The sequence below is a fragment of the Arthrobacter koreensis genome (genome assembly GCF_009193255.1).
Classification (GTDB): domain Bacteria; phylum Actinomycetota; class Actinomycetes; order Actinomycetales; family Micrococcaceae; genus Arthrobacter_B; species Arthrobacter_B koreensis.
The window spans coordinates 110,802-127,140 of sequence record NZ_WACG01000005.1 but is presented as its reverse complement, the minus strand read 5'-3'; the positions used below and the strand labels follow the sequence as shown (position 1 = coordinate 127,140).

Here is a 16,339-nt window from a genome sequence, read left to right as displayed (position 1 = left end):
AGACAGCGTGGTCCCCGTCATAGGCCTGGCTGTAATACCAACCCAAGTTCCAATGAACAGGAGCATTCCCATGGCCATCATTGATGCCATTCACGCACGCGAGATCCTTGATTCCCGCGGAAACCCGACCGTAGAGGTCGAGGTGCTGCTCGACGACGACACCTTCGGCCGCGCAGCAGTGCCCTCCGGTGCTTCCACCGGTGCCTTTGAAGCGAACGAGCGCCGTGACGGGGAGAAGGACCGCTACCAGGGCAAGGGCGTGCTCCAGGCCGTCGAAGCCGTGATCGACCAGATCCAGCCGGCACTGCTGGGCTTTGACGCTGCAGACCAGCGGGCCATCGACCAGGCCATGATCGACCTGGACGGAACCGAGAACAAGTCCGGCCTGGGCGCCAACGCCATCCTTGGTGTCTCCCTCGCCGTCGCACGCGCAGCAGCCGAGTCCGCTGCGCTGCCGCTCTACCGCTACCTGGGCGGCCCCAACGCGCACATCCTGCCCGTGCCGCTGATGAACATCCTCAACGGCGGATCCCACGCGGATTCCGACGTCGACATCCAGGAATTCATGATCGTTCCGCTGGGCGCCGACACCTACTCCGAGGGACTCCGCTGGGGCGTAGAGGTCTACCACAACCTCAAGTCCGTGCTGAAGGAGCAGGGCCTCTCCACCGGCCTGGGCGACGAGGGCGGCTTTGCGCCGAACCTGCCGTCCAACCGCGCAGCCCTGGACCTGATCCTGGAAGCCATCAAGCGCGCCGGCTACGAACCCGGCCGTGACATTGCCCTGGCCCTGGACGTTGCCTCCTCCGAATTCTTCAAGGACGGATCCTACGTCTTCGAAGGCCAGAACCGCACCGCCGCCGAAATGTCCGCGTACTACGAGGAACTGGTCCGGGACTACCCGCTCGTCTCCATCGAAGACCCGCTGGATGAGAACGACTGGGACGGCTGGAAGGCCCTCACGGCCAGCATCGGGGACAAGGTGCAGCTGGTTGGCGACGACCTGTTCGTCACCAACCCGGCCCGCCTGGAGACCGGCATCAAGGAAAACGCTGCCAACTCGCTGCTGGTGAAGGTCAACCAGATCGGCACCCTGTCCGAGACCCTGGACGCCATCACCATGGCCCAGCGCGCCGGTTACACCACCATTACCTCGCACCGCTCCGGCGAGACGGAAGACACCACGATTGCGGACATCTGCGTTGCCACCAACGCAGGCCAGATCAAGACGGGCGCCCCGGCCCGCTCCGAGCGCGTAGCGAAGTACAACCAGCTGCTGCGCATCGAAGAAGAGCTCGACGACGCCGCCCGCTACGCAGGACGCAGCGCGTTCCCGCGTTTCACGGCCTAGCAACACCGCCTCCGGTGGGTACCCTCGATAGTGGGGGTGCCCACCGGTGCTGTTTTCGGGCCTGTATGGTCCTTCGCTGCACTGGTCCTTGCCGGGACAGGCCCTTGCCGGGACTGACTTTTACCGGGACTGAGGGCCCCGCCGGCAGGCAGGAATTCGGAAAAGCCCGCACACGACAGGAGCAGCATGTCCACCCGACGCCCGAAGGTACCCAGGCCCGCCGGCCAGTCCGGCGCAGCTCCGCGGCGCTCCGGTTCCTTGGGAGGCCAGCGCGCCGCCGGTTCCCCGAAACCCGCGCAGGCAAAGGAAAACCGGACAGAAGAGGTCCAGGGGACTGCACCCTCCGCGGCACGCCCGCTGAAGACCGGCACAGCCGGCAACCGGGCTGAAGCCGCCGGCGCTTCCGGACGCAAACCTTCCCAGCCCAAGCCCTCCCAGCCCAAGCCCTCCCGGCCCGGCAAACCGGCAAAAGCGGCAAAGACCAAGCCCGCGAATCCATCGGAGGCCCGCGCTGCCGCACGCCAGGAACTGGCTGCGGAAATCCGCCGGGACGTGCCCGCCGCCGACACCACACCCGCGTTGACCCGGGACGAACCTACCCTGAAGCCGGTCCCCGCGAAGTCCTTTTCCGGGCGGCTGCTGGCGCTGGGCATCGTCATGGTCGTCATCACCGTGCTGCTGGCGCCGTCGGTCCGTACCTTCCTGCAGCAGCGTTCGGAGATCGCGGCGCTGGAGGCTGAAATCGCCCGCGAGCAGGAGACCGGAGAGGAACTGCAGGAAGCGCTGTCCCGCTGGGAAGACCCCGCCTTCATCAAGGCACAGGCCCGGGAACGCATCTTCCTGGTGATGCCAGGGGAGACGCGCTACCTCGTCAAGGGCGAGCACAGCGTGGAGGACGTTGAAGAGGCGGCAGCGCAGGCTCCGCAGGACCTTCAGTGGGTTGACGCCCTCTGGGATTCGGTGGTCCGCTCCGCCACCGCGCCCTGACCCGTCCGCCGGGCACAGTAGGCTGGTGCATTGGAACATCATCATTTTGGGTCCGGTGCGGACCCCCAGGAAGGACCTTCCGGCATGACCCCAGAGCAGCTCACACCGACCCGGGAAGACCTGGAGACCCTGAGCCGTCAGCTTGGACGTCCGGTCCGCGACGTCGTCGAAATCGGGGCCCGCTGCGTCTGCGGGAACCCGCTGGTGGCTACCACCGCCCCGCGCCTGAGCAACGGAATTCCCTTCCCCACCACGTACTACCTGACCCATCCGGTCATCACCGCGGCGGTTTCCCGGCTCGAGGCCGCAGGCCTCATGACGGAAATGACCGAGCGGCTTGAACAGGACCCGGAACTTGCCGAACGGTACCGCCAGGCACACGAGGCTTACCTGGAAGTCCGCAGCGAGATCGGCGAACGGACCGGAACGGGGCCGGTCCCGGAGATCGACGGCGTCTCCGCCGGCGGCATGCCCACACGCGTGAAGTGCCTGCACGTTCTCGTGGGACACTCGCTGGCCGCAGGGCCGGGAGTCAACCCGCTGGGTGATGAGGCGCTCGACGCCATCTCCGAATGGTGGACCCGGGACCGCTGCTATTGCGTTGGCGCCTGGGACACCAGCAGCCCTGCACCGTCGCGGGACCTGAGCCGCCACACCAAGACCCAGGGCCTCTCCGCCCAGGAACTTGACCGGAAGCGGGCAGCCCGGCGTGCCGCCCTGCAGGCTGAACGGGAAGCCGCGGGTGAACAGGAGGACAGCATGGAAAACCCGGAAGAAGCAGGTTCGCCAAGCGGTGCCACCCGGGTAGCGGCCGTGGACTGCGGCACCAACTCGATCCGCCTCCTGATCGCCGACGCACGGACAGAGAACGGTGTTACCCGGCTCACCGACGTCGTGCGCCTGATGCGCATTGTCCGCCTCGGGGAAGGCGTTGACGCCACCGGACGCCTCTCCGACGCCGCACTTGAACGCACCTTCGCAGCCGCAGACGAATACGCCGCGCTGATCCGCGAGCACGGTGCGCAGAAAGTCCGCTTCGTAGCTACTTCGGCCACCCGCGACGCCGAGAACCGGACTGAATTCACCGACGGCATCCGCGCCCGGCTGGGCGTTGAACCCGAAGTCATCTCAGGTGACGAAGAAGCAGCCCTGTCCTTCGCCGGAGCCGCAAGCGTGCTGGCCGGAGAATCAGGAGTCCGCACCGTCGTCGTCGATCTGGGCGGCGGCTCCACCGAATTTGTGCTGGGCGTGAACGGGAAGGTGCTCGCCGCCAAGAGCACGGACATGGGCTGCGTCCGGTTCACCGAACGCCACCTCGTGTCCGACCCGCCCACCGAAGCGGAGATCGCCCTGGCGCGCGGCGACGTCCTGGACATGATCGCCCAGGTCCTCCAAACCGTGCCCCTGGCCACGGCAGACCGGCTCATCGGCGTAGCGGGAACCGTCACCACGGTGACCGCGCATGCCCTGAGGCTGCCGGAGTATTCCCCGGAAGCAATCCACGGCACGGAGCTCAGCAGCCAGGCCGTGGAACAGGCAGCCTCCTCACTGCTGCACCTCAGCCGTGCCGAACGCGAAGCCCTGCCGTACATGCACCCGGGGCGGGTGGATGTTATCGGTGCCGGCGCGCTGATCTGGCAGACGATCGTGGACCGGATGGAAGAACTGACTGACGGCCGCGTGGACTCCGCGATCACCTCGGAGCACGACATCCTTGACGGCATAGCCCGGAGCGCGGTGCGGTGAGCGGGAAAACAGGACGGCGCCGGACTCCGGGCGCCGCATTCAAGCGTGCTGCCGGTGCAGGGGCCTTCTCCCTTACCGCGGTGATCCTCTTCCAGCTCGCCCTTCCGCAGGCCGCACATGCGGACGAGTGGCGGGACAAGCAGTATTGGCTCGCCGACTATGGAATCACCGAAGCCTGGAAGACGTCGCAGGGCGAAGGCGTCAAGGTAGCGGTCATCGACACCGGAATCGACACCAGCCATCCCGACCTCGCCGGCGCGGTCACCGGGGGAGCGGACGTCTCCGGTGCCGGTGATCCTGCCGGCGCGCGGGGCCTGGGAGTCAATCCCGAGCACGGCACCCTGGTTGCCACCCTCCTGGCCGGCCGCGGGCACACCGCGGAGGCCGACAAAGGCGGCGACAAGGAAGAAGACAAGGAAAAGGACAAGGACAAAGAGGCCGAGGAATATTCAGGTCCCGGAAATGGGCCGGACGGCATCATGGGAGTGGCTCCCAAAGCGGAAGTCCTCTCCGTGTCCGCCTGGATTGGCGGTTCCAACCCCGGCGGCATTCCGATTGACGATCAGCTGCCGAACGCCGTCCGCTGGGCCGTGGACAGCGGCGCGAAGGTCATCAACATGTCCCTGGGGTCGTCGTCGACCTCATGGCCGGAGAGCTGGGACGAGGCCTTCCTTTACGCCGAGCAAAACGACGTCGTCATTGTGGCGGCTGCCGGAAACCGCGGCATCGGCATGACCCAGGTCGGCGCGCCCGCAACCATTCCGGGTGTCCTCACGGTTGCCGGACTTGACCGGCAGGGACGGGCCAGCTGGGATTCGTCCTCCGAAGGCATCAGCATTGGCGTAGCCGCACCGGCGGAGAATCTTGTGGGCGGACTGCCCGGCGGGCCTTCACGGTATGCCGAGTGGTCCGGCACCTCAGCCGCTGCACCGCTGGTATCCGGTGTTGCCGCCCTGATCCGCTCCGCCTACCCGGAGCTCACCGCCGCGCAGGTAATCAACCGCATCATTACTACCGCCAAGGACAGCGGGGCTCCCGGCCGGGACACGCTGTACGGGTACGGAATCGTAGACGCAGCCGCCGCGCTCAACGCGGACGTACCGGCTGTGGCGGGCAACCCGCTGGGGACGATCGAAGAGTGGATCCGCATCCACCGACGCGGCGAAGCACCGGCCGCGGAAGCCCCTGCGCCGGCACCGGGCCAGAGCCTGCCGGATATTCCGGAACCAAAGGTCCCCGAGGCAGCGGACCCCCGGGCGGGGAACGACCCGCTGCCCGCAGGCCTGGTCCTCGGTTTCGGCGGCCTGATTCTTCTGGTGGGTGCCGGTGGCGCGGTCGCCGTCCTCCGGGTGAAACGCTCCGGGCGCGCCGGGACACCGGACGCTGGACCGGCGGCGGAGAACGAGGCCCGGGAAGATGACCTTGACCACCCGGCGACCCCTGCTTCGCAGCGCTAGCGGCACGGCGGCGGCGCTCCCGGCGCAGCGCTAGCGGCACGGCGGCGGCGCTCCCGGCGCCGCGTCAGTGAAGGCCGTAAACGGCTGCGTTGAAAGGTAAGGAAATCTATTCGTGCGACTTAGTGAAGACTTTCACAAGTCGGGTAGGATGTTGCCCATGGCATCGCAAACACAATTTTCTGATCGTCCCCGCGTTCTGGTGGTTGGCGGTGGCTACGTCGGTCTGTACGTAGCCAAGAACCTCCAAAAGAAGGTCAAGGCCAACGGCGGGATCGTCACGGTAGTGGATCCGCTGCCGTACATGACCTACCAGCCCTTCCTTCCCGAGGTTGCTGCGGGCACCATCAATGCGCGCAACGCGGTTGTTTCCCACCGCATGCACCTCAAGGACACCGAGCTGATCTCCGGCAAGGTCGTGGCCATCAACCACGCCACGCACACCGCAACGGTTGAGCCCGCCGACGGCGGCGCTCCGTTCGAACTCAGCTACCGCGACGTCGTCATGGCTGCCGGTTCCGTGACGCGCACCTTCCCGATCCCGGGCCTCGCCGAGGCCGGCATCGGCATGAAGACCATCGAAGAAGCCGTCGAAATGCGGAACAAGGTGCTCGAACGCATCGAAACCGCTTCCCTGATGACCGACCAGGCGGCCCGCGCCCGCGCACTGACCTTCGTCGTCGTCGGCGGTGGCTTCGCAGGCATCGAGACCATCACCGAAATCGAAGACATGGCACGCGGAGCCGTTCGCGAGAACAACCGCCTCAAGCGTGAAGACCTGCGCTTCGTCATGATCGAGGCCATGGGCCGGGTCATGCCCGAGGTCAAGCCGGACCAGGCCGAATGGGTTGTCTCCTCGATGCGTGAGCGAGGCATCGAAGTACTGCTCAACACCTCGCTGGCCAGTGCCGAAGGCGGCCTGCTGAAGCTCATCAACATGGCGGACAAGTCCCCGGCCGGTGAATTCGAAGCAGACACCCTCATCTGGACGGCCGGCGTACAGGCCAACCCGATGGTCCGCGCCACCGATTTCCCGATCGACGACCGCGGCCGCGTCCGCGCCAACGCCGAACTGCGGATCACTGGCGACGACGGACCCCTGGAAGGCGCCTGGGCAGCCGGCGACGTTTCCGCTGTTCCGGACCTCACCGGCGGCGGTGTAGGCGGCTTCTGCGTTCCGAACGCGCAGCATGCGGTTCGCCAGGCGAAGCGCCTGGCCAAGAACCTGCTTGCCGACCGCTACGGCGAGGGCCAGGTTGTTGAATACCGCCACAAGAACCTCGGCGCAGTCGCAGGCATGGGCCAGTACAAGGGCGTCGCCAACATCATGGGCTTCGGCATGAAGGGCCTCCCGGCCTGGCTGGCGCACCGCGGCTACCACGGCATGGCCATGCCGATGTTCGAGCGGAAGTTCCGCGTTGTCTCCGGATGGGTATCCAACTTCGTCTGGGGCCGCGACTTCACCCAGCTGCTGAACCTGAAGAACCCTCGCAAGGCATTCGTGGAGGCGGCGACGCCGGCCAAGAAGCCCGCAGCCAAGTAACACCAGCGAAACTGCCATACAGCGGCGGCCGACCGGAGCGATCCGGGCGGCCGCCGCTGGCGGTTAAGCAGAGTGCAACCGCTTGGAAGGGGACGGTTTCTGTGCTCCAGCGGGGCTAAAGTAGGCTGGTTTATGCGCCTGGGCCCGGCACGCGGCCGGGAACCTGGCGTGCGGGCGCCCCAGTAGCCCAATGGCAGAGGCAGAGGACTTAAAATCCTTGTGTTGTGGGTTCGAGTCCCACCTGGGGTACAAAGTGAACTATCTTAAACCACGCGTTTGAGCATCGTGCAACATGCCGGCCACGAGTGTGATGAGTGTTACAAGGCTGTAACCGGAAGCTCTTATCTTCGTCACATTATTCCATTAGCTTTTTCTCTTATCAGGAACACCTGATGACAGCATCAAAGGCACCCGCCTTTCGATCGGGGAGAAAAACTACATGACTGCACTTCGCAAGACCGGGCCGCTTGGCCTCGGGGATGGGTACGGCCGCGCAGCAAAGATGGCAGCACTGGGCTTGGGCGTAGCCCTGTTCGCTTCAGCCTGCGGCAGCGGCGGCGACTCCGGAACCGACTCCTCACCGTCCGAGGATTCTTCGTCAGCAGCAAACAGTTCGGTCCTTTCCTGCCCGGAGAGCCAGGGGGGAACCGGCGAGGATCCCGGAGAGAAGGGCGATCCCTCAGCCGTCCCCGCCTCCACAGGAACCACGGATACCCCGCTCAAACTCGGGACCCTGCTGCCCACGACAGGCGCCCTCGCCTTCCTCGGCCCGCCGGAAATCGCCGGCGTTGACCTCGCCGTTGAGGAAATCAATGCCGCCGGCGGCGTCCTGGGCAAGCCGGTTGAGGTAGTCCACCGCGATTCCGGCGACACCACCACGGACATCGCCACCCAGTCCGTGACAGACCTGCTGGGGCAGGATGTCAGCGCCATCATCGGTGCCGCTTCGTCCGGTGTTTCCAAGACTGTCATCAACCAGATCACCGGGGCTGGCGTCATTCAGTTCTCGCCGGCCAACACTTCCCCGGACTTCACTGACTGGGACGACAACGGCCTGTACTGGCGCACCGCTCCCTCAGACGTTCTCCAGGGCCGCACCCTGGGCAACTACATCATGGAGTGCGGCGCCCAGACCGTGGGCATGATCGTCCTGAACGACGCGTACGGCACCGGCCTGCAGTCCAACATCAAGGGCTCGGTCGAGGCCGCAGGCGGCCAGGTGGTCGCAGAGTCGATGTTCAACGAAGGCGACTCGCAGTTCAGCAGCCAGGTGGATACCGTCACCGCAGCGAACCCGGACGCAATCGTGGTCATCAGCTTCGACCAGGCCAAGAGCATTGCACCGCTGCTCACGGGCAAGGGCGTTGACCCGTCGCAGATCTTCTTCGTTGACGGCAACACCTCCGACTACAGTGCGGACCTCGAAGCAGGAACGCTGGAAGGCGCCCAGGGCACCATCCCGGGACCGTTCGCGTCAGACAACTTCAAGGACGCCCTGCTGGAAGTCGACCCTGCCCTGAAGGACTGGGCGTACGCCGGTGAAAGCTACGACGCCGTGACCCTCCTGGCCCTGGCCTCAGAAGCAGCCGGCAGCACCGACGGACAGGCAATCGCCGCTGAACTGCAGGGTGTCTCCTCCGAAGGCGAGAAGTGCTTCGACTTCGCAGGCTGCGTCACCATCCTGCGCGGCGGCGGAGATATCGACTACGACGGCTACTCCGGACCCATCAGCTTCGACGAGAACGGTGACCCGACCGAGGCGTACATCGGCATCTACCAGTTCGACGCCGACAACAAGCCGGTTCCGAGCCGCTCCGAGGTTGGCAAGCTCTAGACAGGCCGGTTACACCACTATCACTACCGCACCACTCAAAGGGCCCCTGCTCCGGCGGGGGCCCTTTGCCGTTCGCCTGCGGGACGCTGGCCCGCCGCCACCGCCCGTGAAGTGAGCGCTTAAACGAAGGGGCCCGTCCGGAGCCGAAGCTCCGGACGGGCCCCTTTCGCGACCGGGACTACGCCGTATCGGCGAGGGTCCCCAGGTACAGCTGGATAACCTTGGGATCCTTCATCAGCTCACGGCCGGTACCGGTGTACGCGTCCCTGCCCTGGTCCAGCACGTAGGCACGGTCGCAGATCTGCAGGCAGCGACGGGCGTTCTGCTCCACCATGATCACGGAGACGCCGGCACGGTTGATCTCATGAACCCGCAGGAAGGTTTCATCCTGCTTGACGGGGGAGAGGCCTGCCGACGGCTCATCCAGCAGCAGCACGGCCGGTTCCATCATGAGCGCCCGCCCCATGGCAACCATCTGCCGCTCACCGCCGGAAAGGGAACCCGCCCGCTGGCTGCGCCGCTTCTTCAGCTCCGGGAACAGCTCAGCCACGAATTCGAAGCGTTCCTTGAAGTTCTTCGGCTGCTGGTACAGGCCCATCTGCAGGTTCTCCTCGATGGTGAGTGAGGCGAACACATTGTTGTTCTGCGGAACGAACCCCACTCCCCGGCTGACCAGCCTGTTGGCCTTCAGCCCGGTCAGGTCCTGGCCGCGCACCATGACGGTGCCGGAATGGACCTTCACCAGGCCGAACATGGCCTTGAGGAGAGTGGACTTGCCGGCGCCGTTTGGCCCGATGATCCCGATCAGCTCGCCGCGGCGGGCTTCGATGGAGCACCCGTTGAGGATGTTCACTCCGGGAAGGTAGCCGGCCACCAGGTCGGTGACCTTGACGACCGAGTCGCCCTCGAAATTCTCAGCGCTCATGCCATGTCCTTACGTTCCTGGATGGTCACGGGGGCCAGTCCCTCACCGCCCTGTATGTCTGAACCGGGGTCCTTCTCGAGGACCGCTTCCAGCTTCTCGAAGCCTTCGGAGTCGCCAAGGTCCACGTCGTGGTGCGCACCAAGGTAGGCGTCGATCACAGCCTGGTCCTTCATGACCTCCGACGGCGGCCCTTCGGCTACTACCTTGCCCTCGGCCATCACGATCACCCAGTCCGCAATGTGCCGGACCATATGCATGTCGTGTTCCACGAAGAGAACGCTCATGCCTTCGGCCTTCAGGTTTTTGATATGGTCCAGCAGCGACTGCGTCAGTGCCGGGTTCACACCTGCCATGGGTTCATCCAGCATCACCAGCTTGGGATTGACCATGAGCGCGCGTGCCATTTCGAGCAGCTTGCGCTGGCCGCCGGAAAGCGAAGCGGCATAGTCGCTGCGCTTGGTGTCCAGCTTGAACTTCGCCAGCAGGGCGTCCGCCTGCTCCGTGATTTCGTTCTCCCGCTTCTTCCACAGCGGACGGAACAATGCCCGCCGCAGGGCTTCGCCGGGCTGTTCGCTCGCGCCCAGGCGCATGTTCTCCAGCACCGTCAGCTTGCCCATGACCTTGGTCAGCTGGAAGGTGCGGACCATGCCCAGCCTGGCCACCTTGTAGGCGGAGACGCCTGCCAGGTCCCGGTCTTCGAACTTCCATTCCCCGGACTGCGGGGTGTCGAAGCCGGTGAGCAGGTTGAACAGGGTGGTCTTGCCGGCGCCGTTCGGGCCAATCAGGGCGGTGATCTTGTTCCGCGGCACCTCAACGTGTTCAACGTCGACGGCGTTGATGCCGCCGTAGGTCCGTGTCACGTTGGAGGCCACCAGAATGGGGTCCCGCTTGCGGCACCCCGGGCCTACTTCACCGGCCGCAATCGGACGGTCATCGTTCATGTACTTGTTGCCGGCCCACCCGGGGTGCTGGTCAGGCTCAGCCGGCGCCGTGTCCAGCGGGGCTGCCTCTGCCGGTGCTGCCCCGGCAGGGACGGTTTCCGCCGCGGGCTCGGCAGCGTGGGCGCCCGAACGGCGCGGCGGCTGCGGACTTTCTGCTTGATGGCTCATGCGAATGACAGCTCCTTCTTGTTGCCCAGCACGCCCTGCGGCCGGAAGATCATCAGCAGCATGAGGGCTACACCTACAAGGATGTAACGCAGCTGGCCGGCCTGGGTAGTGTTCAGGAAGGTGATGGCCCCGGACTCGATTGCCCCGTAGAGCAGGCCTTGGGTCAGGGACAGCACGGCCCAGAAAATCATGGCGCCGATCACCGGACCGAGCACGGTGGACATGCCTCCGAGCAGCAGCGCCGTGTACAGGAAGAACGTCAGCTCTGTGCCGTAGTTCGCCGGCTGCACGGCTCCGCGGGGAAGCGTGAAGATGATGCCTGCGAGCGAACCGAGCATGCCGCCGATGATCAGGGCCTGCATCTTGTAGGCGTAAACGTTCTTGCCCAGCGAGCGGACGGCGTTCTCATCCTCGCGGATGCCCTTGACCACACGGCCCCAGGGGCTGCGCACCAGCAGCCAGATCACCAGGCAGGCCAGCGCGACGACGGTCCAGGCAACCACGCGGATCCAAAGGTCACGTTCGTTCAGGCTGAACGGACCCAGGTTGTATTGCCCGGGGGCGAAGGGGTTGAGCGAGTAGAAGCCGCCCTCGAAAGCGGCCAGTCCGTTGGCAGAACCGGTAACTTCCGTGAGGCCGTTGGTGGTCACCACATAGCGGATGATTTCCGCGGCGGCGATCGTCACAATTGCTAGGTAGTCCGCACGGAGGCGCAGCGTTGGCAGGCCGAGCAGCACCGCGAACGCGACGGAGGCAAGCATCGCGATCAGCAGGGCCACCGGGAGGGGAGCATTGAAGCTCAGGGTGGGGATGGCGAACCCGTAGGCTCCGATTGCCATGAAGCCGGCCTGGCCGAAGTTCAGCAGGCCGGTGTAGCCGAAGTGCACGGCCAGCCCGAGGGCTGCCAGCGCATAGGCCGCGGTGGTGGGTGTGAAGAATTCGTTGACTGCACCCAGCAGGATGTTTCCAAAGTCCATGTCGAGGCCCCTAACCTATGCGCTCTCGGCGGCCGAGGATACCCTGCGGCCGAACCAGGAGGACGAGAATCATGATGAGCAGCGCGCCGACGTACTTCAGGTCCGCCTCGAGCCAGAGGGTGGAGATCTCCACGAAGAGACCCACGATGATCGAGCCGATCAGGGCACCGAAAACGGTGCCCAGACCGCCGAGCGTCACGGACGCGAAGATCAACAGGAGGATCTGCTGGCCCATGTTGAAGGAGACACCGGGGCGGTAATACGCCCAGAGGATGCCGCCGAGTGCGGCCAGCGCGCCGCCTGCCATCCAGACAATGCGGATAACGCGGTCGACGTCGATGCCCGAGGCGGCGGCCAGCGGCGGGTTATCGGCGACGGCGCGGGTGGCCTTGCCGATCCGGGTGCGCAGCAGCAGGGCAGCAACGATCAGGATCACGACCAGCGAGACCACGAGCGAGACAAGATTGTTCCGTGAGATGGAGACCGGTCCCAGTTCCAGCATCGGGCTCTGGGAGTCCGGAAGCTGCTGGGTTGCTCCGCCGAAGAAGAAGAGGATGGTGTAGCGCAGGGCCAGAGCCAGCCCGATGCTCACGATCATCATGGGGACGAGGCCGGTGCCGCGCCTGCGCAGCGGCCTCCACAGCCCGGCGTCCTGCACGTAGCCCAGCCCGGCGCCGCCGACCACCGCCAGGACCAGGGCCAGCCAGAGCGGCAGGCCGAGTGCCGAGAAGCCGAAGGCCAGGACTGCGCCAAAGGTGACCATCTCGCCGTGGGCGAAGTTCGTGAGCCCGGTGGTGCCGAAGATGAGGGACAGGCCGACGGCGCTCAGCGCCAGCAGCAGTCCGAAGCTGAGCCCGGCGACCGCCCGCTCGATGAGCTTGGTGCCGAAGGTGTCGCCCTGGAGGACGATCCCTTCGCCCAGGAGGAAGAGCGTGGTGATGTTCGATGTTCCGGCGAAAGTGACGGTGCGCGGGTTCTGCTGGCCCTCGGCCAGCGCTACGCCCTCGGGGAGGGTGGATTCATCGAGCTCCACTTCATATGCACCCTGCTCGGGTACTCCGATAGACCAGGAGCCATTCTCCGCGGTTTCGGTTTCAGCTTCATAGCCGTTGCCGCTCGCCTTGATGGTCACCCCGGCAACCGGTGCGCCGGCGTTCCGCAGGACGCCGCTGATGCGGTCCTGGTACTCGGCGCCATTGGATGTTTCGTCCCCTCCGGAGTCTTCGGAGTCCTGCGCTGTTGCTTCGGTACTGCTCTCCGGCGCCGTTGATTCAGATGCCGGGGGTGGAGCTGTCGTTGCATGCACGGCTGGGGCGGCAAGCAGCAGGCCGGCAAATACGCCGACCACCGCTGCTAGCATCCCCATATACCGGGCGAGTGCCGATATTCTTCCCAAAGTGAATTACCTCCGCCGGGGGTATATATGCGCCGTTTGTCGGCGCAATTTACATGTGACCTTGTGATGTGTGTCACGAGTGGTGATCATGCTACCCGGCGATTGTTTCGGTCGGGTGACCGATTGAGCGACCTTGTGTCGCGATCAGGTAACGACTGCGCCGGGGGTGATTCATTATGGAAGTCCCGGGAAGGTTTTGAACCCGCCGCGTACCAAACCGTTACCAAACGCACCGGCCGGGGCCGGAATCATCCTCCCCGCCCGTTCGTTCCCATTGGTAGGCTGAACGTTAACCAAGCCCCCCAAGACGGAGGACACTTTCATGGCATTAGGCGGCAACCCGGTTTTCAACGGAAAGAATTTCCGTTCCCAAACCCGCGGCGGAGCGCCCACCGTTCCTGCAGGCGGCCCCTTCGCGGGCCAGGATCCTATGAGCTCACAGGACCTGCAGAACCTTTACTCAGCACCTGCGGCCGGTCCGCGGGAGACAGGGCGGATGACGTACGACGACGTCATCATGAAGACCCTCGGCTGCCTGGCGGTTGTCCTGCTGGGTGCTGCGATCCCGGTCTTCGTGCTGCCCGGTGCTGCCGGCCTGCTGATGATCGTCGGTGCGCTGGGCGGTTTCGTCCTCGGCCTGGTCAACGCCTTCAAGCGTGAGCCGGTTCCCGCGCTGATCCTCGGCTACGCGCTTCTCGAAGGCATGTTCCTCGGTGCCCTGACCGCGGTGCTGGACGCAATGTACCCGGGAATCGGTCTGCAGGCCGTCGTCGGGACCCTGGCAGTCTTCGCCGTGACCCTGTTCCTGTTCAAGAGCGGCAAGGTGCGGGCAACCCCTAAGGCCGTGCGCTTCTTCATGATTGCGATCATCGGCTACGCAGTCTTCTCACTGGTGAACGTCGGCCTGATGATCTTCGGCGTCGTCGATGATCCGTGGGGCGTCCGCGGCGTGGAGATTGCGGGCATTCCGCTGGGCATCATCATTGGCCTGCTTGCCGTGGGCCTGGCTGCTTTCTCCCTCATCATGGATTTCACCTCCATTGAACAGGGCGTCAAGGCCGGTGCGCCGCAGCGCTACTCCTGGACCGCCGCCTTCGGTCTGACCGTAACCCTGGTTTGGCTGTACGTGGAAATCATCCGCATCCTGGCGATCCTGCGCGGCGACGACTAGCGCGCTGACAGGCCGGGCAACGCCACCGGCAACGTGAACACTGGCGGGACCGCAGCACGGAAGCTGCGGTCCCGCCGCTGTTTAACCCGGTTTCACTTCTGCGGGCCCTGCTGGGTACGTACCATCTGGAGTCAGTGATCGAGGGGGAATCGTGACTGAGGTGAATCCTGTGCCGGCTGCCGCCTTCCAGGAGCTGCTGCTGGGGGCCGAGGAACTGCAGGCCTATATGTCCGAGGCAGCGGTACTGTCCCTGGCGATACTCGGAAGCCAGGTGCTGGGATGCTCACTGCTGATCGACCGTCCGCGGCGGACGCGGGCCGAAGGACACAGCGACGACCGCACGGCCCGGATGTCAGTGCCGGCCTGTGCCGAACCAGGACCGGTGGCAGAGGCCGCCGTCACCGGTATGCCTGTTGTGGTTACGGATGCCTGGACCGAACGCCGGTGGCGCGGCTTCCCCGGCAGCAGCGCGGAGGAAGGCGTACGCAGCCTGGCCGCGGTTCCGCTGGCGCTTGAAGGCAGCGCGCGCGGTGTCCTGTGCGCGTTTTCTCCCCGGCCTCACCTCTTCCAGCCCCGAACGCTGAGGGCGGTGGAACGCACGGCCGCCGAGGCATCCCGGAGCCTGCGGCTCGCGCTGCGGATCGACGGCCACCTGAACCGGGCAAGAAACCTCCAGGCTGCCCTGGAGTCCCGGACAGTCGTGGATATAGCTGTGGGCATCATCATGGCCCAGAACAGCTGCAGCCAGGAAACTGCCGTGGAGATCCTGCGCAGCGTCTCCAACACCCGCAACATCAAGATCCGCAACGTCGCTGCATCGGTGGTGGCAGCCGTGACGGACCGGGTTCGGACACACTTCGAGGAATGAGGTGCACGCTGGCGGTGCCGGGCGGTGCCGGGTCTAGGCTTAGAAGATGACTTTTGGGACCACGGATGCAGCATTGCCGGCTACGGGAACTCAGTACCTCCTTGAACGCGGGGACGCGGCCGCCGTCGTCGCTTCCCTGGGCGGGGGGCTGCGCAGCTATACCGTAGCGGGGACGCAGCTGGTTGAAACCTACGCGGACGGGAGCATTCCGCCGTCGGCCGCAGGCATTCTCCTGGCACCGTGGGCGAACCGCATCGCCGGAGCGCGCTGGCAGCTGGACGGGGAAGAACAGCAGCTGGACATCACGGAACCCAAGCTGCAGAACGCCATCCACGGCCTCCTGCGGAACACCGGATACAGCCTCGCGGAGAGCACAGCGGACTCGGTGCTGCTCAGCGCCGAAATCTTCCCCCAGCACGGCTATCCCTTCCACCTCATCCACGAGGTCCGCTACGGGCTCGACGCCGACGGCGGACTGAGGGTCCGCCAGGGGCTGCGGAACCTGGGCACGCGCAGCGCCCCGTTCGGGCTTGGCGCCCATCCCTTCCTCCGGCTGGGCGAGGTGCCCAGCGAGGACCTCGTGCTGCGCGTAGACGCCGGTACCCGGCTCAGCACGGATGCCGCCCTGATTCCCAACGGGCAGGTGCCTGCGGAAGGCATCGACGACCTGCGCTCCGGCAAACGGGTAGGCGATCTTGACCTGGATGCCGCGTTCGCGGACCTCACGCTGCGCGACGGGCTCTACCGCCACCGCCTCAGCGCTCCCGACGGACGCAGCGTCCAGCTCTGGGCGGATCCGGAGTTTGGCTATGTCCACGTTTTCGTCACGGACAAGTTCCCGGGGCGGGACTGCGCGGTTGCCCTGGAACCCATGACGGCCCCGGCCAACTGTTTCAATTCCGGCGAAGGACTGCGCTGGCTGGAACCCGGGGCAGGGTTCAGTGCCGAGTGGGGAATCCAGGCTGACCTCTGATCCAG

13 protein-coding genes, 1 tRNA gene and 1 pseudogene are annotated in these 16,339 nt (G+C 65.5%); 11 read left to right on the top strand and 4 right to left on the bottom strand.

Going from position 1 to position 16,339, the window contains the following annotated elements; translation table 11 throughout:
• Positions 1–70: 70 nt before the first annotated feature.
• From eno to GD628_RS11290, 8 genes and pseudogenes are all read left to right on the top strand, one after another.
• A complete protein-coding gene (gene eno / locus GD628_RS11320; RefSeq protein ID WP_091606817.1) occupies positions 71–1,351 on the top strand; it encodes a phosphopyruvate hydratase in 1,281 nt (426 codons plus the stop codon).
• A gap of 186 nt (positions 1,352–1,537) precedes the next feature.
• Positions 1,538–2,338, top strand: a complete 801-nt coding sequence (locus GD628_RS16715) for an FtsB family cell division protein (RefSeq protein WP_226802497.1) — start codon at positions 1,538–1,540, stop codon at positions 2,336–2,338.
• Positions 2,339–2,422: 84 nt separating this feature from the next.
• A pseudogene (locus GD628_RS16920) lies at positions 2,423–3,100 on the top strand (DUF501 domain-containing protein); the annotation flags it as partial.
• Positions 3,098–4,084, top strand: a complete 987-nt coding sequence (locus tag GD628_RS16915; RefSeq protein WP_226802534.1) for a Ppx/GppA phosphatase family protein — start codon at positions 3,098–3,100, stop codon at positions 4,082–4,084. The pseudogene GD628_RS16920 and the gene GD628_RS16915, both read left to right, overlap by 3 nt.
• Positions 4,081–5,541 (top strand): S8 family serine peptidase, encoded by a 1,461-nt coding sequence (locus tag GD628_RS11305; protein WP_387005311.1) that lies wholly within the window; start codon positions 4,081–4,083, stop codon positions 5,539–5,541. The genes GD628_RS16915 and GD628_RS11305 overlap by 4 nt, the downstream gene beginning before the upstream one ends.
• Positions 5,542–5,698: 157 nt before the next feature.
• Entirely contained in the window at positions 5,699–7,081 is a 1,383-nt protein-coding gene (locus GD628_RS11300; protein WP_091606812.1) for an NAD(P)/FAD-dependent oxidoreductase, read from the top strand.
• Between the two features lie 176 nt (positions 7,082–7,257).
• Positions 7,258–7,330 (top strand) — tRNA-Leu (locus GD628_RS11295).
• Positions 7,331–7,520: 190 nt separating this feature from the next.
• On the top strand, positions 7,521–8,915 hold the full coding sequence (locus GD628_RS11290; RefSeq protein ID WP_091606809.1) for an ABC transporter substrate-binding protein: 1,395 nt from the start codon (positions 7,521–7,523) through the stop codon (positions 8,913–8,915).
• A gap of 178 nt (positions 8,916–9,093) precedes the next feature.
• On the opposite strand, the gene GD628_RS11285 is transcribed toward GD628_RS11290, so the two are convergent.
• The 4 genes from GD628_RS11285 to GD628_RS11270 form a co-directional block, all read right to left on the bottom strand.
• A complete protein-coding gene (locus GD628_RS11285) occupies positions 9,094–9,840 on the bottom strand; it encodes an ABC transporter ATP-binding protein (RefSeq protein WP_152274779.1) in 747 nt (248 codons plus the stop codon).
• Positions 9,837–10,781: an ABC transporter ATP-binding protein gene (locus tag GD628_RS11280; protein ID WP_091606971.1), complete on the bottom strand. Its 945-nt coding sequence runs from the start codon at positions 10,779–10,781 to the stop codon at positions 9,837–9,839. Before GD628_RS11280 ends, GD628_RS11285 begins: the two co-directional genes overlap by 4 nt.
• A gap of 164 nt (positions 10,782–10,945) precedes the next feature.
• Positions 10,946–11,926, bottom strand: coding sequence for a branched-chain amino acid ABC transporter permease (locus GD628_RS11275; protein ID WP_091606804.1), 981 nt, complete (start codon positions 11,924–11,926; stop codon positions 10,946–10,948).
• 10 nt (positions 11,927–11,936) lie between these two features.
• Entirely contained in the window at positions 11,937–13,292 is a 1,356-nt protein-coding gene (locus tag GD628_RS11270) for a branched-chain amino acid ABC transporter permease (RefSeq protein WP_152274778.1), read from the bottom strand.
• A 352-nt stretch (positions 13,293–13,644) separates the two neighbouring features.
• Here GD628_RS11270 and GD628_RS11265 point away from each other — a divergent pair, with 352 nt between their 5' ends.
• The 3 genes from GD628_RS11265 (at position 13,645) to GD628_RS11255 (ending at position 16,334) form a co-directional block, all read left to right on the top strand.
• A complete protein-coding gene (locus tag GD628_RS11265; protein WP_091606800.1) occupies positions 13,645–14,493 on the top strand; it encodes a Bax inhibitor-1/YccA family protein in 849 nt (282 codons plus the stop codon).
• A gap of 151 nt (positions 14,494–14,644) precedes the next feature.
• Positions 14,645–15,361 (top strand): GAF and ANTAR domain-containing protein, encoded by a 717-nt coding sequence (locus GD628_RS11260; protein WP_091606798.1) that lies wholly within the window; start codon positions 14,645–14,647, stop codon positions 15,359–15,361.
• Positions 15,362–15,407: 46 nt separating this feature from the next.
• Positions 15,408–16,334: an aldose 1-epimerase family protein gene (locus tag GD628_RS11255; protein ID WP_152274777.1), complete on the top strand. Its 927-nt coding sequence runs from the start codon at positions 15,408–15,410 to the stop codon at positions 16,332–16,334.
• Positions 16,335–16,339: the final 5 nt, after the last annotated feature.